This window comes from Bradyrhizobium sp. dw_411, from assembly GCF_018449695.1.
Taxonomy (GTDB): domain Bacteria; phylum Pseudomonadota; class Alphaproteobacteria; order Rhizobiales; family Xanthobacteraceae; genus Bradyrhizobium.
In genome coordinates this window covers 108,977-131,414 of the sequence record NZ_JAAVUY010000008.1, presented here as the reverse complement: position 1 = coordinate 131,414, position 22,438 = coordinate 108,977, and the positions used below count along the sequence as shown (strand labels likewise).

The 22,438-nt window shown below is 61.4% G+C and carries 20 protein-coding genes; 18 read left to right on the top strand and 2 right to left on the bottom strand.

What is annotated here, in order from left to right:
• Window positions 1-75: 75 nt before the first annotated feature.
• From HB676_RS15630 to HB676_RS15595, 8 genes are all read left to right on the top strand, one after another.
• On the top strand, window positions 76-1,071 hold the full coding sequence (locus tag HB676_RS15630) for an ABC transporter substrate-binding protein (protein ID WP_213738723.1): 996 nt from the start codon (window positions 76-78) through the stop codon (window positions 1,069-1,071).
• A 315-nt stretch (window positions 1,072-1,386) separates the two neighbouring features.
• Window positions 1,387-2,712, top strand: coding sequence for a Rieske 2Fe-2S domain-containing protein (locus HB676_RS15625; protein ID WP_213738722.1), 1,326 nt, complete (start codon window positions 1,387-1,389; stop codon window positions 2,710-2,712).
• 48 nt (window positions 2,713-2,760) lie between these two features.
• The gene (locus HB676_RS15620) at window positions 2,761-3,723 is read left to right on the top strand and encodes a PDR/VanB family oxidoreductase (RefSeq protein WP_213738721.1); all 963 of its coding nucleotides are present in this window, start codon (window positions 2,761-2,763) and stop codon (window positions 3,721-3,723) included.
• Window positions 3,724-3,740: 17 nt separating this feature from the next.
• Window positions 3,741-4,616: a creatininase family protein gene (locus HB676_RS15615; RefSeq protein WP_213738720.1), complete on the top strand. Its 876-nt coding sequence runs from the start codon at window positions 3,741-3,743 to the stop codon at window positions 4,614-4,616.
• Window positions 4,613-5,971, top strand: coding sequence for an amidohydrolase family protein (locus HB676_RS15610; RefSeq protein WP_213738719.1), 1,359 nt, complete (start codon window positions 4,613-4,615; stop codon window positions 5,969-5,971). Before HB676_RS15615 ends, HB676_RS15610 begins: the two co-directional genes overlap by 4 nt.
• A gap of 61 nt (window positions 5,972-6,032) precedes the next feature.
• Window positions 6,033-6,989, top strand: a complete 957-nt coding sequence (locus HB676_RS15605) for a dihydrodipicolinate synthase family protein (RefSeq protein WP_213738718.1) — start codon at window positions 6,033-6,035, stop codon at window positions 6,987-6,989.
• Window positions 6,990-7,637: 648 nt separating this feature from the next.
• Window positions 7,638-9,368 (top strand): alkaline phosphatase family protein, encoded by a 1,731-nt coding sequence (locus HB676_RS15600; RefSeq protein ID WP_213738717.1) that lies wholly within the window; start codon window positions 7,638-7,640, stop codon window positions 9,366-9,368.
• 10 nt (window positions 9,369-9,378) lie between these two features.
• A complete protein-coding gene (locus HB676_RS15595; RefSeq protein WP_213738716.1) occupies window positions 9,379-10,704 on the top strand; it encodes a cytochrome c peroxidase in 1,326 nt (441 codons plus the stop codon).
• A 178-nt stretch (window positions 10,705-10,882) separates the two neighbouring features.
• Here HB676_RS15595 and HB676_RS15590 read toward each other — a convergent pair whose 3' ends face one another.
• Window positions 10,883-11,410, bottom strand: coding sequence for a tetratricopeptide repeat protein (locus tag HB676_RS15590; RefSeq protein WP_346347346.1), 528 nt, complete (start codon window positions 11,408-11,410; stop codon window positions 10,883-10,885).
• 85 nt (window positions 11,411-11,495) lie between these two features.
• Window positions 11,496-13,811, bottom strand: a complete 2,316-nt coding sequence (gspD, locus tag HB676_RS15585) for a type II secretion system secretin GspD (RefSeq protein WP_249780280.1) — start codon at window positions 13,809-13,811, stop codon at window positions 11,496-11,498.
• Window positions 13,812-14,203: 392 nt separating this feature from the next.
• Here gspD and HB676_RS15580 point away from each other — a divergent pair, with 392 nt between their 5' ends.
• Genes HB676_RS15580 through HB676_RS15535 form a run of 10 tightly spaced genes read left to right on the top strand, consistent with a single transcriptional unit; the run spans window position 14,204 to window position 22,438 of the window.
• On the top strand, window positions 14,204-15,883 hold the full coding sequence (locus HB676_RS15580; protein WP_213738715.1) for a GspE/PulE family protein: 1,680 nt from the start codon (window positions 14,204-14,206) through the stop codon (window positions 15,881-15,883).
• A gap of 4 nt (window positions 15,884-15,887) precedes the next feature.
• Window positions 15,888-17,099, top strand: coding sequence for a type II secretion system F family protein (locus HB676_RS15575; protein WP_213738714.1), 1,212 nt, complete (start codon window positions 15,888-15,890; stop codon window positions 17,097-17,099).
• 35 nt (window positions 17,100-17,134) lie between these two features.
• Window positions 17,135-17,644 (top strand): type II secretion system major pseudopilin GspG, encoded by a 510-nt coding sequence (gene gspG / locus HB676_RS15570; protein WP_213738713.1) that lies wholly within the window; start codon window positions 17,135-17,137, stop codon window positions 17,642-17,644.
• Complete coding sequence (locus tag HB676_RS15565; RefSeq protein WP_213738712.1) at window positions 17,637-18,101, top strand: prepilin-type N-terminal cleavage/methylation domain-containing protein; 465 nt, start codon at window positions 17,637-17,639, stop codon at window positions 18,099-18,101. The genes gspG and HB676_RS15565 overlap by 8 nt, the downstream gene beginning before the upstream one ends.
• Entirely contained in the window at window positions 18,085-18,486 is a 402-nt protein-coding gene (locus tag HB676_RS15560) for a prepilin-type N-terminal cleavage/methylation domain-containing protein (RefSeq protein ID WP_213738711.1), read from the top strand. Before HB676_RS15565 ends, HB676_RS15560 begins: the two co-directional genes overlap by 17 nt.
• Entirely contained in the window at window positions 18,483-19,238 is a 756-nt protein-coding gene (locus tag HB676_RS15555) for a prepilin-type N-terminal cleavage/methylation domain-containing protein (protein ID WP_249780265.1), read from the top strand. The genes HB676_RS15560 and HB676_RS15555 overlap by 4 nt, the downstream gene beginning before the upstream one ends.
• Window positions 19,235-20,152, top strand: a complete 918-nt coding sequence (locus tag HB676_RS15550; protein WP_213738710.1) for a type II secretion system protein GspK — start codon at window positions 19,235-19,237, stop codon at window positions 20,150-20,152. The genes HB676_RS15555 and HB676_RS15550 overlap by 4 nt, the downstream gene beginning before the upstream one ends.
• The gene (locus HB676_RS15545; protein ID WP_213738709.1) at window positions 20,152-21,246 is read left to right on the top strand and encodes a PilN domain-containing protein; all 1,095 of its coding nucleotides are present in this window, start codon (window positions 20,152-20,154) and stop codon (window positions 21,244-21,246) included. The genes HB676_RS15550 and HB676_RS15545 overlap by 1 nt, the downstream gene beginning before the upstream one ends.
• Complete coding sequence (gspM, locus tag HB676_RS15540) at window positions 21,243-21,806, top strand: type II secretion system protein GspM (RefSeq protein WP_346347345.1); 564 nt, start codon at window positions 21,243-21,245, stop codon at window positions 21,804-21,806. The genes HB676_RS15545 and gspM overlap by 4 nt, the downstream gene beginning before the upstream one ends.
• Window positions 21,803-22,438, top strand: coding sequence for a hypothetical protein (locus tag HB676_RS15535; protein WP_213738708.1), 636 nt, complete (start codon window positions 21,803-21,805; stop codon window positions 22,436-22,438). The genes gspM and HB676_RS15535 overlap by 4 nt, the downstream gene beginning before the upstream one ends.

The window sequence follows — 22,438 nt, the reverse complement described above, 5'->3', positions numbered from 1 at the left end:
TCGGCCTAGGCGGGGCTTGCTAAACTCATAAAAGACCCCTTTCATACCACTGGTATACAATCAATGGGGCCAAAAATGTCGAAATCAAAACTGTTTCAGCTTGCCGCTGGCGCTGCGGGGGTCTTGCTCGCGCTTTCCTTTGCAGGCGCCAGCCAGGCCGCGGATCTGAAAAAGGTCACCCTTCAACTCGATTGGCTGCCAACCGGCTATCACGGGCCAATATTTCTTGCGCAACAAAAGGGCTATTACCGCGATGCGGGGATTGATCTAAAGATCATCGACGGCCAGGGGACCACCGCCGCGCTGCAGGCCGTCGCCAGCGGCAATGCGGACATCGTGCTCGCCAATTACGCCAGGATGATCCAATCCGTGTCGACTGGCATTAGTCTTGTTGCCGTAGGCGGCCTGCTGCAACGGCTGCCCGACGCGATCGTTTCGCTTCAGAGCGCCCCTATTACAGACCCGAAGCAGTTGGAAGGGACGACAATCGCGACGTCAGCCGCGGACGCAGCCTCGAAGCTTCTGCCTGCCTTCCTGCAATCCGCCAAGGTTGACGCCGCCAAGGTCACGATCGTGAACACGGCTTCCGGACAGGCGCCGGCGGCGCTGCTCGGTGGCAGTGCGAAGAGCATGACCGGCTGGTCGTTTACCGATGCGCTGGCTGTGGATGCCGAAAAGCCGATCGCTCAGCCGATCCTGATGTCGGATTTCGGAATCAACCTGCTTGGCGTGGGCTTCGTGACCACAAAGACCTATGCGGCTGCCAACGGGGAAGTTCTCAAGGGCTTCCTGGCCGCGACGGCGAAGGGCTACAAGGAAGGCACTGCCGATCCGGATGCCGCGATCGCGGCGATGGCCAAGGAACGGCCGCTGATCGACAAGAAACTGCAGCTTGTCCAGCTCAAGCGTTTTCCGCCGTTCCTTCATTCGGCGAAATCCGAGGGCAAGCCATTTGGATGGACTTCCAAAGAAGATTGGGAGCAGACCCAAAGCCTCCTTCAAAAGTATTTCGATATGAAGGGGCAGGTCGATCTGGCCTCGGTTTACACCAACGAATATCTGGCTCCCTAGAATCTCGCATACGCGTTGTTTGCCCAGCGAAGTTGCGGTGATCGTCAGGAGGCGCAGCAAAAAAAGCTGCGCCTCACAAGAGGGGCACCACACTATCGGATCGACCTGTTGTCTACCGACGGCGTCGACTCGGAGCCGACACCGATGGGCAGATATCTCGATGCAAAGTCAGGTTGATTTGGCGTCAGGATTCTGATGGTATGCCACGTGTGTACCACACAGCGGGGATCCGCGAACCGGGTCCCATGCGCCGCTATCTCGCGGAAGCCCCGGCGATCGTAAGCCGCGCGAGCTTCGAACCAGATGAGGAAGAACATGATTTCTGCAGAGGAGAATGAACTGCTTACCCGCGTGGGCCGTGGCACGCCGATGGGTAATCTGTTTCGCCAATTCTGGATCCCTGCATGCCTCTCGTCCGAACTCGTGTCGGACGGCGATCCGATGCGTCTGATGTTGTTGGGCGAAAAGCTGGTCGCGTTCCGGGATTCGTCGGGAAGGGCAGGTATCCTCGATCATCAGTGTCCGCACCGTTGCGTTTCATTGTTCTTTGGGCGCAACGAGCAGGGTGGCTTGCGGTGCATCTATCACGGATGGAAATTCGACGTTAACGGCAACTGTCTCGATCAGCCGAACGTTCCGGACAAGAAACGTTACCCGGCAGGCACCAAGGCGAAGGCCTACAAGGTCACCGAACGCGGCGGGCTGGTTTTTGTGTACATGGGCGCACGCGAGGTTCCGCCGCCATTGCCTGATCTCGAGCCCACCATGGTCGACACCAAGGATGTCGGCATCGCGTTGACGCAACGTGATTGTAACTGGCTGCAGGCGCTGGAGGGCGACATCGACACCTCGCATTCCGGGTTCCTGCATGGCGGCAATATCGATGTCGACCGCCTCGATCGCAACGACCCACTCAGCTACACGATCATCAACAAGTCTCCGGAGATCAACGTCACGGAGACCGAATACGGGACGATGTATTCGGCGCAGCGCGATGCCGACGAAGGCAACGAGCATCATCGGTTTGCGTCGTTTATCTTTCCTTTCTGGGTGACCTATCCAAGCGACGTCGTGACCAACAATGTGTCCGCGAACGCGTGGGTCCCGATCGACGACGAACACACGATGATCTTCAACATCGACGTGTTCCGCGGAACCGGCAAGGATACGGCGATGCGCTACGATGACGGCTCGTTGGTGCCGGGCCTCGCCCGTCCGGTAGAATATCTTCCGCGCACCAATGACTGGATGGGCCGCTGGCGTCCCAAGGCGAATGCGGTCAACGATTACATGATGGATCGCGACATGCAGCGTTCGGGTGAAAGCTACAGCGGAATTATTGGAATTCCCCTGCAGGATCAGGCGATCCAGGAAAGCATGGGCACCATTGTCGACCGTACCATGGAGCATCTCGCCGCCAGTGACCGGATGGTGATGCTGACGCGCCGGGCCCTGCTCAAGGCGGCGATCGACTATCGCGACAACGGCAAGCTTCCGCGCATCGTTGACGAGCCGCATCTGTGCCGCGACGCCCGCGGCGGCGATATCGTGGTCCAGAAGGGCACGGATTGGCTGGATGCGTATGAAGAAGCCATGACGAGAGCGGTCGGACCTCTGCATTCGATGAAGGCTGCCGAATAAGGCAAACCCGTACGGGAGCCTTTTACCATTTCCATGGCCGGTGACTGGATGACCAGCCGACGACTCATCAACGTCCGTGTTCAAGGCATTCGCTACGAAGCCGAGGATATCTTCACGTTCGAACTGCGTCCTGCCGAAGACACGGCTCTTCCCTCGTTCACGGCGGGTGCGCATACAGAGATTCTCATGCAGGATGGGCTGGAGCGCAGCTATTCGCTGGTCAATCCCCAGCACGAGACTCACCGTTACGTGGTCGCCGTAGCCAGAGATCCGCAAAGCCGTGGCGGTTCCAAATTCATGTGCGATACGCTGCGGCCCGGCCAGGAGTTGCAGATTACGGCGCCAAGCAATGATTTCGAACTTGACGAAAGTGCCGCGGAAACGATTCTGATCGCTGGCGGAATCGGCATCACGCCGATCTGGTCGATGCTGCAGCGGCTGCAGCAGATCAACCGTTCCTGGAAGCTGTTTTATACGGCGCGAACCAGGAAGCGGGCGGCGTTTCTCGCTGAAATTCTTGAGGTCCAGTCCCGGCATCCCGGCCGCGTCCACATCGCCTTCGACCAGGAGCCGCAAGCTGCCGGCCTGAATCTTGAAACCATCGTACGCGAACAGCCGCCCGGCGCACATTTCTATGCCTGTGGCCCTGCCGGCCTGTTGAAGGCATTCGAGATGGCAACGGCTTCACTCGATCCGGCAACGGTTCATGTCGAACGCTTCGCTTCGGAACAAGCGCCGGCTCCGGGTGGATTTGAAGTAACTCTCGCCAAATCCCGCCGAACCTTTCTCATCCCGGTCAACAAGACGATTCTGGAGGTCCTGCTTTCCGAAGGCGTTGAAGTGAGCCGGTCGTGCATGGAAGGCGTGTGCGGGACCTGCGAGACGCCGGTGCTGGAAGGCATCCCGGATCACCGCGACTCGGTGCTTTCCAGGCGCGAACGCGAAGCCAACAAGATGATGATGATCTGCTGTTCGGGCAGCAAGACCAGCAAGCTGGTACTCGATCTGTAACGTTCAAAAGGGACGACATGACACATCGCGAAAATCTCTGGCAGAACCTGACGCGCGACGAGATCGCCGAGGCGCGCGACGCGGGAGCTGTGGTCGCCATTCCGATCGGCGCCATCGAGCAACACGGCTCGCATCTTCCGGTCGATACAGACGCGCGATTGTCCACGGCGGTGACAAGGCTCGCCGCGAACCACGCCAAGACAAGAGTGCTGGTCGCGCCCAGTCTGCCCTACGGTTTTTCGCCGCACCATTTAAGCCACGCCGGCACCGTCAGCCTCAGGCTTTCGACTTACTTGGCCGTGCTCGGAGACATGGCGTCTTCATTCGCCCAAACCGGATTCCGGCGCATCGTGTTCGTCAATGGTCATGGCGGGAATTCCGCGCCGCTTCGCTCAAAGATCGCGGAACTCGTGACCGATGGAATTCCGGCGACCGGAGTCGACTATTGGGCGGTCGCGGATACCGAATGGCCCGATATGCTCAAGGGCGGATTGCGGCGCTTTGGGCATGCCTGCGAATTCGAAACATGCCTGATGCTCGCGGTTGGCAAGGACGATCCAGCCGCAAACCAGGCCATCCTCAAGCGCTCGGCACCGCTCAAACTGCGGACCTTGCAGCCGTGGGTCGTCCCCGGTGAATCCTCCGACCCGGTCAGCGAAGCCCGCGCCGCCTGGCCGCCTATCTTTCAGGGCGACGATGCCGGTTATCACGGAGACCCCGCAGCGGCGACGATCGAAACCGGCGAACAAATCTTGCATTTGATCGTCGAGCGGCTGGCGGACTTTTTCGACAAGTTCGGTGCCATGCCGATCCGGCTCGGAACCGCGATGGGCGCGGGCGCGCAACACATTTCTCTCCCTACTACCCAACCCGCGAAGGGGATCGGTCGATGAGTTACGAAAAAGTCGTATGCGGTACGGTGATTACGCCCGAGGGCCCCATTTCCGGTGGCTGGATTGCGATCGACGGCGAGACGATCCGTGCGATCGGGACCGGTAAGCCGCCCCAGGCGTCGCAGGTTCATGATTTCGGGCAGTCGTGGATCGTGCCCGGTGGGATAGACGCACAGACCCATGCCGGAAGTTATCTGGGTCTGCCCGGTCTGGAGCCAGCCAGCCGCGCGGCGGTGTGCGGCGGGATCACCACCATGATCGAAATGCCGTTCGACAATCCGATACCACTAAGCACCATGGAGCTGTTTCACGCCAAGGTGCAGGCGGTGAAAGATCTTTCCTATTGCGACGTCGCTTTGTACGGCACCTGCGCGCCGCAGCAAGACACCGCCGAGATGTATAATTTGGCAAAGGCAGGGGTCTGCGCTTTCAAAATATCAGTCTGCGAGAGTCATCCGGTTCGGTTCCCGCGAATTCCCGCGGATCAGCAACTGGCAATGCTTCAGGCCTGTGCGGAGCTTGGGCTTCCGCTCGGCATTCACAACGAAGACCAGGAAATCGTGCGCAGCCACACCCAGCGCATGCGTGCGACCGGTCAGGAAAGTCTCCAGGTTCATTCGGAAAGCAGGCCCGAGGCCGCTGAGCTTGCCGCCACGGCACTGTTTCTTGAACTGGCGGCCGGCGCGGGAGCCCAGGCCCATATCGTTCACATTTCGACGCCGCGCGGGTTTGAACTGCTCGAGAGCTACCGGAAGGGCGGCCATCAAGCCACGGGCGAGATCTGCGTTCACTACCTGATATTCGATGCTACCGACGACGGTGAGAGGCTTGGCGCCCTGATCAAGGTCAATCCGCCGATCAGGTCGGGTACGCGTGAGGCACTGTGGGAAAAGATTCGCAGCGACAACGTGCAGTGCATTTCTTCGGATCACTCGACCATGTCGCTGCAAAACAAGCTTGGCGGATCGATCTTCGATGCCGGCCCGGGCGTTCCCGGTATTGAATCGCTGATGCCCGCCTTCTTCACGGGCGCCGAGGCGCACGATATGGACGCTGCCGCCGCCGTGGCGCGGTTCATGGCTGAAAAGCCAGCCAGGCTTTTCGGTCTCTGGCCCAAAAAAGGCGCCATTGCGGTCGGCTCCGACGCCGATCTGGCGGTGCTTCAACCCGGCCGGTTTGTCTACGATTCATCGAAAGCGCATGATGGCGTCAACTGGAGCCCGTTTGACGGCCAGACCTTTACGGCGAAAGTGGTCTCGACTTTCGTGCGGGGCAATCACGTCTGGAATGGCGCCGAGGTCATTGGACGAAAGGATTTCGGACAATTCGTCCCCCGTCAGCATGGCCCTTCGTGACGTATCGACGGGGTGGCTCCCTTCCCGCGAATGAAGCGTATCGAGATTTAAGGATGCCGCGATGACCAGGTTGATAAGTGCCGATGATAAGGGCGTGTATATCATCGCCGCGACGCCGTTTGAGGACGACGGGACAGTCGATCTGAACAGCATCGACCGTTTGGTCGACTTTTATCTCGATTGCGGCGTAACCGGCATGACCATCCTTGGCATGATGGGGGAGGCGTCCAAATTATCCGAGGAAGAAAGCCGCGCAGTGACGAAGCGGTTTCTTGGCCGCGTTGGCGGCAAAGTCCCCGTCATCGTCGGAGTAAGTAACCCGGGCACGGATTCATTGCTGCGGTTTGCCATGGATTCGATGGAGGCGGGAGCGGCCGGGGTCATGGTGGCGCCGATCTCGACGCTGCGGACGGAGGATCAGACATTCAGATATTTTGCCGGCATCTGCGAGGGACTGGGAAGCTCCGTCCCGATGGCCCTGCAGGACTTTCCATTGGCAACGCTGGTTCACATTTCGGTCGATACGATCAACAAGCTCATCGATGCGTGTCCGCAATTGGTGATGCTCAAGCACGAAGACTGTCCGGGCTTCAACAAGCTGAGTAGCCTGCGGCGCGGCTCGCTGGAAGGTAAACACAGGCGGATCAGTATATTGGTCGGCAATGGCGGGCTTTATCTGCCTCAGGAATTGGCGCGAGGCGCCGACGGGGCGATGACGGGTTTTGGTTATCCGGAAATGCTGGTTGAGGTGATACGGCGATTTGCTTTGGGTGACCCGACGGGCGGCGAAGACGTTTTCGATATCTACCTGCCGCTTTTGCGCTACGAAGCGCAGCCCGGGATCGGGTTGGCATTGCGAAAGCGGATATTGTACCGCCGCGGCGTCATCAAGAGCGACTTTGTCCGCTCTCCAGGCCCAAAACTGTCACGCGACGATCTGAATGAACTGGAAAAACTTATTCAACGGCTGGAACGACGATTGGCCGACAATCCGCTCCGACTTGAAAAGATCGCCTGATCATCCCGGATGACAATAGGAAAGACTACCCTGATAACGGATCTGAATTAGCCGTTCTCCGCCACCAGCGTGGGATTTACAATTGGCAAGTAACCTATTGAACTCATTAGGGCTCAAATCACGAATTTACAGTCAAGCTATTGGTGTGACGTCATAACAAGAGACGACTTACATCCCGGCGCGGTTGCACGCAGTTGCGATCGCAGCCCGCTCGCCCCGGAACCTGACAGTTTGGATCCTCCTCGTCTCCGATCCTCCTCGTCTGTGTGACGATGCGCTGGTCGTAGATCCCCGGTTTGCTTCCGCTTTGAAGGGCTATCCCGGCTGCATGATTTCAACATGAGCCGTTGTCCGGGCGCAGCCAGCAAAAAAATTTTCGCGCTGAAATCATTTGAATGCCGTGTGGACTGTTTGCCGACGCCTGAATTGCGCCGCATCCAAAAAAAACTTTCAGCGTCGTGACTTAGCAAATGATTTGGCGCGAACCGCGATCCGCGGTGGAGTTGCCATTGGCCCGAGCCGTGCCGCACCGCTGCTGCGGAAAACTGCGATCCAAATCGACTGAAATCAAAACGACACACGTCCGTCATTGACGCTGCTTAAGGATTTCTCGCTCTGCAACCCCTTTTGATTTGGGAAAAAAATAAAATGAGAAACCGAAGATTGGCGAAGACTTTGCTGTCCACGGTCGCGCTGCTTGCCATTACGGTTGCTGCGACGTCGATTGGACCGGTTATCGCTGGCAAGAACGACAACGACAAGGCGGACAAGAACGACAAAAACGACAAGGCGGACAAGGACGCCGCCGTCAATCCGAACACGCTGAAGACCAAATATCCGATCAAGCACCTCGTGGTCATCTTCAACGAGAACGAATCGTTCGATCACTATTTCGCTACTTATCCGAATGCCTTGAATCCCGAAGGTGAACCTCTTTTCGAGCCCGCCAAGAACACGCAGCGGGACATCAACAATCTTCTGACGAACCCGGCGCTGCTCGAGAACAATCCCAACCTGAATTCGGCCAATGGCGCGGGCGCTACCAACCCGTTCCGCCTCGATCGCACCCAGGCCAACACGGCTGACCAGGGCCATTCCTACACGCCCGAGCAGAGGGCCTATGACGGCGGGAAGAACGACCTGTTCCCGTCGAATACCGGCAGCGGCACCAACGGCGGCGCCGGCGCTTTCGGCACCAAAGGCCAGGTGATGGGCTATTTCGACGGCAACACGGTCACCGCTCTGTGGAACTACGCCCAGAACTACGCGATGAGCGACAATGCCTGGGGTGACCAGTACGGTCCGTCGACGCCCGGCGCGATCAACATGTTCGCCGGCCAGACCAACGGCTTTACTCAGACAAAGGGTACTGGCAGCTCGAATTTGCTCGCCGACGGCACCGGTGGTTTCACGCTGATCGGCGATATCGATCCGACCGGCGACACCTGCTCGAGCCCATCCACCCAGGGCATGTCGACAGCCAAGAACATCGGCGATCTGCTCAACGCCGCCAATATTCCGTGGGGTTCGTTTGTCGGTGGTTTCAACCTGCAAACCATCAACAACAACGGCACCACCGGCTGCACGCGATCGTCTGTTAGCCAGGTCGTCGGCGGCGCTGTTGGCGACTATGTCCCGCATCACATCTGGTTCCAGTACTTTGCGTCGACCGCCAATCCGACCCATGCCCGTCCGACCTCGACCAAGGCGATCGGTTACACCACGGTGCCGGGCAAGAAGACCGTCGATCCGGCCAACCATGCCTACGATCTGGAAGACTTCACCACCGCGGTTGGATCCGGCAATTATCCGGCCGTGTCCTTTATCAAGATGGCGGCCTTCCAGGACGCGCATCCGGGCAACTCCGATCCGCTCGACGAGCAGACCGGTCTGGTTACCCTGATCAACTTCCTGCAGCAGCAGCCTGATTGGGACAGCACTGCGGTTGTCCTCGCCTATGACGACTCGGATGGCTGGTACGACCACGGCTTCTCTCCGACGACGCATTCGTCGTTCTCGCCGTCCGATGCGTTGAACGGCGCGGGCATCTGCGGCGTTCCCGGTGCGACGGAACCCGCCGGTATCCATGGTCTGCCTGTCGCGGGACGTTGCGGTCCCGGTACGCGCCAGCCGTTCATGGTGATCTCGCCCTACGCCAAGAAGAACTATATCAGCCACGTGCTGATCACGCAGGCCTCGATCCCGCAATTCATCGAGGACAACTGGCTGAACGGTGAACGTATCGGTGGCGGCTCCTTCGATGCCACGACCGGTTCGATCGTGGACATGTTCAACTTCAACAAGGCGAACAGCACCGCGCTGATCCTCGATCCGACTTTCGGCACCGTGGACAGCAAGTCCAAGTCCAAGAACGATTGAGCCAGATTAGATGTTACATCGCACAATCCTGTGCTGCCTCGGCGCCGGCCTTATGGCCGGCGTCGTCCTCGCTGCCGAGCCGCAGACGCTGCCCGGCGAAAATCCGAATCCGGTCCATTTGATCCACCGTCCGGTCGAGCCGCTTTCCGGGATGGCCAGGCTTGGCCGCGACATATTTTTCGACACCAGCCTGTCGTCGTCGGGGAAGATGGCTTGCGCGTCCTGTCACAGCCCGGACCACGCCTACGGCCCCTCAATCGACGGTCCGGTCATGCTCGGTGGCCCCGCGCTGACGCTTCCCGGTGTGCGCGCCGTCCCCTCGCTGACCTACCTCGAGCGGCAGTCCGACTTCAGCATCGGCCCTGACGACCGGGAAAACGAGACCATAACCCTGGCGCAGATGGCCGAGGTCGGTCAGACCGCAGACCGCGTCCAAAAGACCGCGACGCAGACCGCGCAAAGTGCTGCGAACATCGTGCCGCAGGGCGGCCTGTTCTGGGACGGCCGTGCCGATACCCTTCAGATGCAGGCGTCAGGTCCGCTGCTCGACCCGCGAGAGATGGACGGCGGCAGCGTCGAGATCATTGCCGAAAAACTGCGCCAGGCGCCTTATGCCAGGAAATTCGCGGCCTTGTTCGGCGAGAACATCTTCAAGAACGCGAATTTGCTGGTTGCGGAGGCGACGTTCGCGGTCGGCCGCTATCAAGTCGAGGAACCGAGCTTCCATCCTTACACCAGCAAGTTCGATTACTGGCTCGAAGGCAAGGCCCGCTTCAGCGAAGGCGAAATGCGGGGCTATCGGTTGTTCAACGATCAGGAAAAAGCCAACTGCGCCGGCTGCCATAATTCGCAGCCCTCGCGTGACGGATTCCCGCCGCTGTTCACCGACACCCAGTATGAAGCCCTGGCTGCACCCCGGAATATGGCGCTCGCCGACACCAAGGACCCCAATTATTTCGATCTCGGGGTTTGCGGACCGATCCGCAAGGACGTCGCCGACCAGACGCAATTTTGCGGCATGTTCAAGACGCCGACCTTGCGCAACACTGCCGTGCGGCATGCGTTCTTCCACAACGGCGTGTTCCAGACGCTGCAGCAGGTGATGGATTTCTACAATTTCCGCGACACGAATCCGGAGAAGATCTATCCGCTCGGTGCCGACGGGAAGGCCCAGAAGTACAACGATATTCCGGCGCAGTATCACGCCAATGTCGATGTCAGCGATCCCCCCTTCAACCGCCATCCCGGCGAAACGCCGGCCATGACTGCGCAGGACGAAGCCGACATCATCGCGTTCCTGCAAACCCTGAACGACGGATACAAACCGGAGAAGTGAGGCCGGCGGCGCCACGGCGGCTAAACGGGCGCGACCCGTTGCCCCGTGGTGCAGCTGTTCTCGGTGGCGCGGTGTCGGCGTGTGTTTTCCGCCGATCAAGGCTTGGACGGCCGAATGGCTGCGTTTGAAGACGCAGCCATTCGTTCAATGCTTTGTTATTTGTCGAGCGCCGGGAAAACTATTCCGAACGGTGCAGCGACTTCCACGGACCGCGATCGGCCTTTAGCTTTGGGTCGAAGCTGATCGCAATCCAGTCGATCGCGAGCCGCTGCCCTGCGGCGATTTCATCCTTCGACATTTTCGATGCCAGGGCATCACGCAACCTCGCAAAATTGTCCTGGTCGTGGCCTTGCGAGCCTGCCGCGGCGAGATTGAGCCATTTGTAGGCGAGGATGAAATCCAGGGGAACGCCGTGCCCCTTGTCGTACATCAATCCGAGCATGGCCTGCGCAAACGGATTTCCCTGAACGGCGCCCCTTGCGTAGAAATCGGCGGCGACATCATAGTCCTGCGGTTCGCCGAAACCGTGCTCATACAGGAAGCCCAGCAAGCCGAGTGCTTTGGCGTTTCCGCGCTGAGCCAGAGGTGACAGCTCCCGGGCTGCGCGAAGGTAGTCGCCGCGGGAATAGGCCGCGGTGCCTTGAGCCAGCGCGTCGGCATGGGCGGCCGGGGCCGCACCCGATCCGACCAGCACAATAATGGACACGGCCGACAGGCATCGGCACACTGCTTTGGCGAGAACAGCGTCGCGAACGCGCGTGACCAGGCGGGATGGGGTCGGTTTTCGCAGATCAGTGAACACTGGTGGTCTTGGCCTGATTGGTCGCGGTTGTCGCGATGTCGCCGCGCAGCTTGGATCTGAGCTCCTCGGCGACAATGTGCGCGTCGGAGCTGTTGTGGATGATTTGCGGCCGGATAAAGATAATCAATTCGGTCCGGGTCGTGTTGTTATCCTGGTGTCCGAACGCGTCGCCGAGAACGGGAATCTGGTCGAAGACCGGGAGTGCGTTGCGGGTGCCGTTCTGCTGCTCGCTGATCAATCCAGCCAACAGCACCGTCTGGCCATTCGCGACCAGAATCGAACTCTTGACCTTTCGTTCCGATACGGTCGGCGTCAGGTTGGGGGTGTTGCTGCTGCTTGTTGGAACGTTGCTGATTTCCTGTTCCACGTCGAGGCGGACGTTGCCGTTGGCGCTGATGCGCGGCGCCACCCGCAGGATAATGCCGGTATTGCGATAATCGATCGTGTTCACGACAGTATTGCTGGTCGTCAGCACGGTCGCGCTGCCGGTGGAGACCGGCACGACATCGCCAACCTGAAGCGTCGCAACCTGGTTGTTGATCACCACGAGAGACGGATTGGACAATACCTTGACGCTGGTGACGGCGTGCAGCGCGTCGAGAATGGCGGTCGGCTGCGTTCCGTTGCCGACCAGGAAGTTGAACCCGGGAAAGGCGCGGTTGATGAAAGCGTTGGTCAACGATCCCGCCACGGTCGTGGCTCCCGTCGTCGGATCGGTGGTGGTGGCTGGCGCGGTCGTCGCCTGGGTGTTGAGGATGGAGCCCGTGTTCGGCTTCAGTCCGACATTGCGGCTGGTCAGGTAGGTTTGCACGCCATAGCTCAGGTCGTTTGTGAGCGTCACCTCGGCGATCGTCGCGTCGATCGCCACCTGAATCTGCGGTTTATCGACCTGCAGAAGCGTGGCCTCGATGATGCGGTAATTGGCTTGATCGGCATAGATCAGCAGGGAATTGTTGACGGTATCGGGCGTGATCCGCACGTCGCCCTGCAATACCGGCTGGCCGTTGCCGGAGGCCGCGCCGCGGCCGCTGTCAAGCGCATTGGCTCCGTTTGCGCCTCCGCCGCCGCCCAAACCTCTGTTCGCACCGCCGGCGAGCGCGCCAAAGCCCGATGTGGTTCCGGCCCCTGTTCCTGTTCCCGTTGCTGTTCCGCCGGGATTTCCGAAGCCGTTCGTCGTCGATGAAGCATTGCCGTTCGACGACAGGCGGTCGCCGCTCGAAGACGAGGAGGCGCCGGATCCCGGTGCGACCTGGTCGGCGGCGCTGTCCAGCAGACTGGAGCCTGATCCGCCGATGAACATGTCGGTCAGCACCCGCGCGATCTGGCGCGCGTCGCCATATTTCACCTGGTAGACGTGAACGCTGGTTCGTTCGGTGTCGGCCTGATCGAGCCGCTTGATCCAGGTTGCTGCCGTGCGCAACATTTCCGGCCGCTTGCTCACGACCATGATGGCGTTGAGGCGGGCGATCGGCTGCAACTTGATGACGTTCTGGCTGAGACCATTTTCGCCGGAATCCACGATCTTTTCCAGCTCCGCGATGATAGGGGCCGGCGGTCCGCTCGTAACCGGAAAAACGCCGACCGATTGCCCACGCATCCAGTCGACATCGAAGCTCAGCGCAGTGTCGACGGCGGTGCGACGTTCCGCGCCAGTGCCCTGAATGAGCAGGAGGTTTCGCGTCGCGTCGGCGCGAACCGTGCCCGCCTTGGTGGCGAAGCTGTCCATCAACTTCAACAGCGTCTGTGCCGACACATGCTGCAATGGCACCACGGACACGCCGAAACCGGGTTCGGGGCTGGAGTCTGCTGCGTCGACATGCCCGGCGCCCACGGCATCGACCAGCGGTGTCAGGCGATAGCCCGCAGTATCGCGGATCAGCACGACGCCGCTCAAACGCAAGGCATTTTCCAGCACGAAGACGATGTCTGATTTGGCGACCGGCCGTACCGAGACCAGGCTGACGGTTCCCTGCACACGCGGATCGATCGTGTAGCCGACGCCGAGGATATCGCCGAGCACCACTTTGGCGACAGTCGTAACCGGGGTGTTTTCAAAATTGAGGTCGAAGCTCTTGCCGTTCGCTGCCGGTTGCGGCCGCTCGTCGGAGACGGCGGTCACATCGGTGCCTTCATACATCGCCGGACGGCTGCCGCTCTTGCTTCGCCCGGATGCCGCGGTGCCGTCATCTACCGGCTGCGACTGACGCGGCATCAGATCCAGCGAGCGCACCTTGTCCATGACGTCAAGCTGGGATCCCTCATTGGACCCGACGGTTGCCGAGTTGCACGAGACCAGCAGACCCATCGATAGCAAGACAAAAATAGCGCAGGTGCTGTGACCAATCGTTCGGTACCGGCCAAGTTTGCCGACGCGTACCATCATCCCGTCATCCCGATTATGAGTTCGGGCTCAAGACCGCGTGACGATCCATCCGAGCCAGCGGAGATTACTTAACGACGGATCATGACAGAAATAATTTGCTCGCTCGCGTCTGATTGTTTTGCGGTGTTGATTCCGGAACACAGCGCACTGGAATTTCAGGGAATACTGGAACTCAGGCAACGCTCGAACATTTGAGCGGTGTGCAAGTCATGCGCTTCGTACAGCTGTCACACTTCGGATCAATAAGTGCGGCTCGGACGATGATCCGTGGTCGGCCGACCAATTCCAAAAAAATGGCGCAAACGGAAAGACGAATGGCCAGCGACGTGTCCTTGCAATTCGTGGAACATCTGCGTCAAAGCAAACATTTGACGGCGGTTGACGGTCTTGACGATACGGTCGAGCCCGCTGTCTCCGATCGTCGCGGAGTCAAGCTTTGGGAACTCACGAATTTGTCGCCCGGCGAGTTCGCGGATGAAGCCGCACGCTTCTATGGGCTTGAGCGCGTCACGCTGCAGGACATGATATCGGCGTCGTCGCTGGCGGGCTCGTTTTCGCAACGTTTTCTGCGCGAGATGGTGGTCTTTCCCTATCGATCTGCCGACGGCAGTGCCACGCTCGCGGTCGCCGACCCGACCGACGGCGCGGCGCAGCGTGCAGCGCAGATCGTGCTGGGAGCGGGCGTCGTCATCAGGATCGCGACCTCCGAGGACGTCGCGGTGGTTCTGAACCAGCGCCTCGGCGAAGACGATATCGATCCAGCCGGAAGCTCGTCGTCACAGCCGCGTGAAGACGATATCGAGAGCCTGCGGGATCTCGCTAGCGGTGCGCCTGTCGTGCGGGCGGTCAATGACCTGCTGGAGAAAGCGGTTGAGCTGCGCGCCAGCGATATCCACATCGAGCCGTTTCCCAACGGGCTCGTGGTCCGCATGCGGATCGATGGCCTGCTGCGGCCGGCAGCGGCGCCGGCCGGGGTGTTGCCGCAGGCCGTGATCTCCCGCATCAAGATCGTCGCCAACCTCAACATCGCGGAGCGCCGCCTGCCGCAGGATGGCGCCGCGCGGTTGCGGGCCGGGCGCACCGACGTCGATATCCGCGTCGCAATCATGCCGACGCAGCACGGGGAATCCGCCGTTATCCGCATCCTGCCAAAGGACCGCGGGCTTCTCATGGTCGAAAAACTCGGATTTTCGTCATCCGATGATGCCACGCTGCGGCGGTTGATGAAGCTGCCTCACGGCATGATCGTGGTCACGGGGCCAACCGGCAGCGGCAAGACCACGACGCTGGCGACCATCCTGTCGATCCTCAATGAACCGATCCGCAAGATCCTGACCATCGAGGACCCGGTTGAATATGAAATCCCCGGGATCAATCAGTCGCAGGTCAAGCCGGCGATCGGGCTGACCTTCGCCTCGGCGCTGCGCTCGTTTGTGCGTCAGGACCCCGACGTCATCATGATCGGTGAGGTGCGCGATTCCGAGACCGCGCATGTGGCCGTCCACGCCGCTCTGACCGGGCATCTGGTGCTGACGACACTACATACCGAAACCGCGGCGGCGGCAGTACCCCGTCTGCTCGATCTCGGTGTCGAAGGTTATTTGCTGCGATCGGTATTGCGCGCCGTGGTCGCGCAACGGTTGGTCCGGCAGCTCTGCGAGCGCTGCAAATCACCCCGGGCGCTCACCCATGCCGATCTCGATGAGGACCCACGGCTGGCGACGCTTGGTCTGCGCGCCGGGGAGGTGATTCATGAGCCGTGCGGCTGTGAACGCTGCGGTGGCACCGGCTATCGCGGGCGTCTCGGCGTCTTCGAACTTCTGGAATTGACCGGCGATATCCGCGAACTGATCTCGGAAAAGACCGACGGGCTGAAGATCGACGAAATGGCAATCCGCGCCGGAATGACCACGATGCTGGACGACGGCATCGCGAAATGCCGCGCCGGCCTCACTTCGCCTGCCGAAATTCTACGTGTCACAACCGTGCGGTGAATGCGTGCCGAATTATCGCTATCGAGCATTGACACAAAGCGGCGAGATCGTGAACGGCACGCTCTCGGCGCCGACCGCGGCGGAAGTCGCCCGCCGGATCGAATATTTGCGGCTGTTGCCGATCGAAACCGTCGAGGACAAGCGGACCAATGCCGGCTCGGGCGGATTCGGTTCGTTCAGACAGCCGAGCGCGGCGGAGGTCACGACCTTCACGCGCGATCTGGCGCTGCTGTTGAAGGCGGGTGCCCGTCTCGACGACGCGCTCGAACTGCTGGCTGATGATGCCGACGTCGGGCGGATGCGGCCGGTGGTCGGCAAGCTCCGTGCGGCGCTGCTCGGTGGCGAGAGTCTGGCGGACGCGGTTGCGGGCCATCCGTCACTGTTTCCTCCGATGTATGGTGCGCTGGTGCGCGTCGGCGAAGTCACCGGCACGCTGGACCAGGTACTCGACATGTTGGGGACGGAGCGGGTGCGATCCGAATTGATGCGCCGCAAGCTCACGGACGCCATGCAATACCCGGCCTTCGTGCTGGTGGCCGCCGCCGGCGTCATGCTGTTCTTTATTCTGTTCGTGCTGCCGCAGTTTTCGACGGTGTTGCAGGATTTCGGTGCGAAATCGGATACGACGCTCGGCAGCTTCATCAAGTTGTCGGACTTTCTGCGGGCCAATGCCACCGTCATGATGCTCGCCGCCGCGGCGACGGTCGCCGGAATTTGGTGGCTGTTGCGCCGGCCCGGAACCGGCCCCGCGATCATGACCGCGGTCTCGCACGTGCCCGGCATCGGAAGTATCTTTCAATTCTATCGCACCAGTCTTTTCTGCCGCAATCTCGGCGTCCTGCTTGGCAGCGGCGTCAACCTCACCGCCACGTTGCGCATCCTGGTTGACATCATGTCGGTGACCGGGGGTCAGCAGACCTGGGCTGCGGCGGCGGATCGGGTCCGTCATGGCGGCAAGCTGTCCGATGCGCTGTCGGTGACGACGAGCCTGCCGCCGATGGCGGTCCGCATGCTGCGACTGGGCGAGGAAACCGGGCAATTGCCGGCGCTGTCAGGCCGGGTTGCCGAATTCTATGAAGCGAAATTGCAGCGCAGCCTCGATCGCGTCGTCGGGATCGTCGGGCCGCTCGCGATTGTCGCCATCAGTACCGTCGTCGGTGGGCTGATCGTGTCGATCATGACCGCGCTGCTGTCGGTCACGCAACTCGTTGGTTAAATCAAAGGCTGGGCTAGATCAAAGGTTGGTTCGTCATGATATCGCTCAAAAGCATCGGTGGAATTTTCGCTGCGCGCGCAGAAGACAGGCCCGGGCAGGACAGGGTCGTGCCCGATGCCGGCCAGCAAGGCTTCACGCTGGTCGAGATGCTGGTGGTGATCACCATCATCGGCCTCATCATGGGCCTGATCGGTCCGCGCGTTCTCAACTATCTCAGCGAATCCAAGGTCAAGGCGGCAAGGATCCAGTTGCAGAGCTTCGCCAGCGCGCTCGATCTGTTCTATCTCGACGCCGGCCGTTTTCCCTCCACGTCGGAAGGACTGACGGCGCTGGTCCGGCAGACGCCGGGCGTTGCGGCCTGGAACGGGCCGTATCTGAAGGGCGGCAACGTCCCCAAGGATCCGTGGAACAACGGCTACGTCTATCGTTCGCCCGCAGAGCGCGGCCCGTATGACATCATGTCCTACGGGGCCGACGGTCAGGAAGGCGGCAGCGGGGTTGCCGCCGACATTTCGCTCGAAAACACCAGCGCGAAAAATGAGTAACGTCCGGGAGCGCGGCTTTACCCTGCTTGAGATGGTGTGCGTGCTGGCCATCATCGCGTTGCTGGCGGCCGTGCTGTTGCCCTTCATTCCACGAGAAACGTCGCGCTCGCGCCTGCAAGCATACGCGCTGCAGGCCGCCACGCTGCTGAAGGCGGATCGCAACGCGGCGGTCCGCAATCAAACCAGCGTCGCCACCGTCGTCGACGCACCAGCGCGTGCGATCCGTTCCGGCGCGTCGCGAAATGTGATCCGCATTCCCGACGATGTGCGCTTCGATGCGCTGCTGCCGCAGACGTGCCGGCAACAGGCGGCGCTGTCGACCATCAGCTTCTTCGCCAACGGCACGTCCTGCGGCGGCACCATCGCGCTGACCCGCTTCGACACCGGCTACGAGATTCGCGTCAACTGGCTGACCGGAAGGATCGAGATTGTTCCCCACGATGCCAGCGCCAACTGATCGCCACGATGGCGGCTTCACGATCATCGAAGTGCTGATTGCGCTTGCGATCGTCGCTGTTTCCATCGTCGCGATCGGTTCCTTGATGGCCACCAACGGGCGCGGCGTGATGGCGCTGGAGCATCATGTCGCGCTGATGCAGACGGCGCGCACGGTGATGACCGCCGGCCTGCCGCCGCGCGCCGATCTTCAGCCGGGTTCTTTATCGGGTCAGATCGACGACTACCGCTGGACGGTCGACGTGACGCCGCTGGGCGGCGACTGGACGGTGCCGGACGCCGACATCCCCTGGGTTCCCGAACTGGTCAGGGTCCGGGTCAGATCTCCCAGCGGCGCGGTGTCGGATGTTCGCACCGTGCGCCTGATGCGGAAGGCCTCGCAATGACCGCCGCGATGCACCAGGAGCGCGCCGGCGAACGTGGTTTCACGCTGATCGAAACCATCGTCGCGCTGGCGTTGATGGGGTTGGTGCTTTCGGCCCTCGCCAGCATCACCGCGCAGTGGCTGCCGAACTGGAATCGCGGCCTCAGCCGCATTCAGCGCAGCGAGGTGATCGGTATCGCGCTGCAGCGGATCGGGGCCGATCTCGCCGCGGCTGAATATGTTCCACCCGATCGCGATACCCGCCATCCATTATTTGAAGGATCGGAGCTTTCGGTGACGTTCGTGCGCACCGCGCTGGGGCCGAACGCCGGACCCGGACTGGATGTCGTGCGCCTAGGTGAGACGAGCGATCGCGGTGAGTTCGTGACCGTAAGGTCGCGAACGCGGTTTGCACCGCTGCCGCCGGGCTCGTCGCTGGCAGAGCAACTGCACTTCAGCGATCCCGTGGTGCTGCTGCGCGCGCCATTCCGGCTGTCGTTCGCCTATGCCGGCCCGGATCGAATCTGGAAAGCGTCGTGGCGCGGAACCGGCAAGCTGCCGGCCATGATCCGGCTGACCATCCGCGATGCGAGTACCGGACGCGTCTTGTCGGTTTCGACGATAGCGCCGGTTCACGTCCAGGCGCCGAGCGACTGCGTACGGCCGGAGGGCGGTTGCGACGACGAGACCAAACAGGGCGTTCCGCCGAATACACCGCCGAATACACCGCCGGATACAAGGGCCGGGGTTGCAGGGCAGGGAGGAACGCTATGATGCCGGGCCGCGCGGAAGCATCATCTTCGGAACGGGGCTTCGTGATCGTCGCGGTGCTCTGGATTCTCATGGCGCTGTCGGCACTGGCGGCGATTTTCGCAGTGTATCTGTCGGCCTCGGCGCAAGCGCTGGCGCTCAACGATGTCGCGTTGCAGACCGAAGCGCTGGTATCCGCCGGTCTTGAGCTCACCACCTATCAATTGACGCTGGCGGACGACAAGACGCGGCCATCGCACGGATCGTTTCACTTCCGGTTGGACGATGCGGACGTTCTGGTCACCTTCACTTCCGAAGCCGCCCGGATCGATCTGAATTTCGCGCCCAAGGAAGTGCTCGCCGGTCTGTTCGCAGGGCTCGGCGCGAGCCGGGCGAATGCTGTGGAAGACGCCGACCGGATCGTCGGATGGCGAACCCGCCCGGCGCCCGGGACCGCCAATGTGGAAGAAGCGCTCTATGCGGGGTTGAACTATACGCCACGGCAGTCGCTGTTTACGCATGTGAACGAACTCGCGCTCGTGGCCGGCCTGCCGCCGGTACTGGTAGAGCGCGCATTGCCGTTCGTGACGGTGTTCAACGGATCGCCTGACGTCGATGCCACGATTGCGGCTCCCGAGGTCATTGCCGCGCTGCCCGGGAAGGGGGGCGACAAACCGGGCGACACGTTGGGGGCGCCATCAGCGCTGACGAACGACCCGCTCGCGACGGCGAACACCTCCGCGGCGCAGAGCGACCAGCCAACGGCCAAAAGCACATGCTACCGGATAGAGGCGACGATCCGTTTCAACAACGGCCGCCGCGCTGTATCCGAAGTCGTTATCGCGCTTGGCGACAAGGTGGAACCGTATCGCGTGCTGTCCTGGCAGGATGACCTGGAAATCCGTAGCAGCGGCGCTCGAAAGCGCGGGGGCGTGTGATGGCCGTTATCTCCGAATTGAAAGCGCTGTTCGGTGACTGGATCGCGGCCGTGACCGGCGCGATCGACGAGGTGGCAAGCCGTCTGGTGAGCGTGCGCCGGATCTTGCTCGTCGAAGGCGACGATGGCGCGTTCAGCACGAAGATGATTTCGACCAGGACGGTTCCGGCAAAGAATGCCCCGGCATTTTCCGACCTGTTGTTTCGCCTCGAAAATGGCAGGCCTCAGCCACCGTTGCCGGCGGACTGGCAGGGCGCCTTTCGCGGCAGCCGTGTCGAGCTGCAACTGCAATCCGATCATGTCATGACTTGTCTGCTCGACTTTCCGAGCAAGGCTGGCGATTTTCTTGACGGCATGGTGCGGACGCAGATCGACCGTCTGACGCCCTGGACCGCCAATGACGCGGTGTTCGGCTGGAGCCCGCCCACGGCGGCGGCGAATGACCGGATCGACGTGATCTTCGCTGCGACGTCGAAGCTGAAGGTGCAGCCGCTGCTCCAGTTTGTCCGTGCGCTGGATGCGGCTTCCGTCGCCATTTACGCGACGGCTTCGGTGGGTGCTCGCCCGCCGGTCCGGATCAAACTGCTCGACCAGCCATGGCGCAGCTCAATCGGGTCAATGGCGAGCGTGCCGCGCCTGCTGCGCGCGATTTTGCTCTCCGCCGGTGTGGCCGCGGCAGCCTCGTTGCTGATATCGACCTATCTTGGCGGCCATCTGCAATCGGAGCAGGACGAGTTGCAGCGGCAGATTTCGCAACGCCGTGCCGCATTGCGCCTTGGTCCGAATTCAGCCGGATCGGGTCTGGATCTGCTGGCCAAACGCAAGCAGACGACGCCGTCCAGCGTCATGGTTCTGGAGGCCATCTCGCGCGTGCTGCCGGATACCACCTATGTGACGGAACTGCGGATCGAGGGGGACAAGGTCCAGGTCGTGGGCATGACGCAGGATGCGCCGTCCTTGATCCGCCTGATGGAGCAGTCGCCGCAGTTCACCCGCGCGACCTTCTTCGCGCCGACCACGCACGCGGCGAACGAGACCGGCGAGCGATTCCATATCGAAGCCCATATCACAGCCTATTTTGGATCCGGCACGTGAGCGCATACGCTGCATCGAGAAAAGTCATCACCACGTCCCCCATCGTGGCGACGGCGATCTACATCGGTCTGCTGGCCGCGCTGTTGATCATCATCGCGACGTCGACCGCCGATGTGCTCGACCAGCGCAGCGAGGTGGCGTCGGCGTCAGCCATGCTGGAGCAACTCGAAGGCCGCAGGCCTGCGGCGCCCCAGGGTTCGTCCAGTGACGTGACGATTCCATCGGGTTCGGCATATCTCGAGGGTGCGACAGTCACGATCGCGGGGGCGACGCTGCTGCAGCGTGTGGCCGGAGCGGTGATGAAACTCGGCGGCAACGTGCTGTCGACCCAGCTCGACCTGCAGGGTGCGCCGTCGCGCACCGGGTTCCTCAGCATGATCGCGAGCTGCGAGATCGATCAGCCCCAATTACAGCCGCTGCTCTACGATCTTGAGGCCGGCATGCCCTTTCTGTTTGTCGATCAGCTTGAGGTCCAGACTCCACTCACGGCATCGGGCTCCGGAAGCGGCAAGCTGCGAATCCTGCTTGTGGTGTCCGGGCAATGGCGAGGCGCCAAATGAAGCGTGGACTCATAATCGGTCTTACGTCGCTGGCGTTGCTGGCTCACGATGCAACCGCGTCAGCGACTGCGGTATCCGACAGTGCGCTGGATGCCGGCCTCAACGACAGCAGCCGGGCCTCCGGTCCGCCCGCGATATCTTCCGTTCCGGCCGAGCCTGCCACGGCTATACGTGTTGTCCCGGCGCCGGCCGTGCCGGCGCGGGCGCCCAGCGCCAATCCGCTATGGGGCGTGCCGCTCAATCAATTGTCGGGGACGCGTGACCGTCCGATTTTTTCGCCCTCCCGCCGTCCACCGCCGGCGGTCGCAGCCGAAGTCGCGCCGATCAAGCCACCGCCGCGAAAAAAGGAGATCGAACCACCCCCGCTTTCCCTGGTCGGTACCATCGCGAGCGGCGACGAGGGTTTCGGAATTTTCCTCGACCAGTCGACCAAAACGGCGCTGCGGCTGAAAGTCGGCGAGGATTATCAGGGCTGGAAGCTGCGTGCGATTCAGGGCCGCGAAGTAACCATGGAAAAGGATGAACGCTCAGCCGTGCTGGCATTGCCGCAGCCGGGCGACGCCCAGTCGAGCGGCGCGGTCCGTCTGCTTCCGGTGAGCGCGATCGGGAGTTCGGCCGCGACGCGACGATGA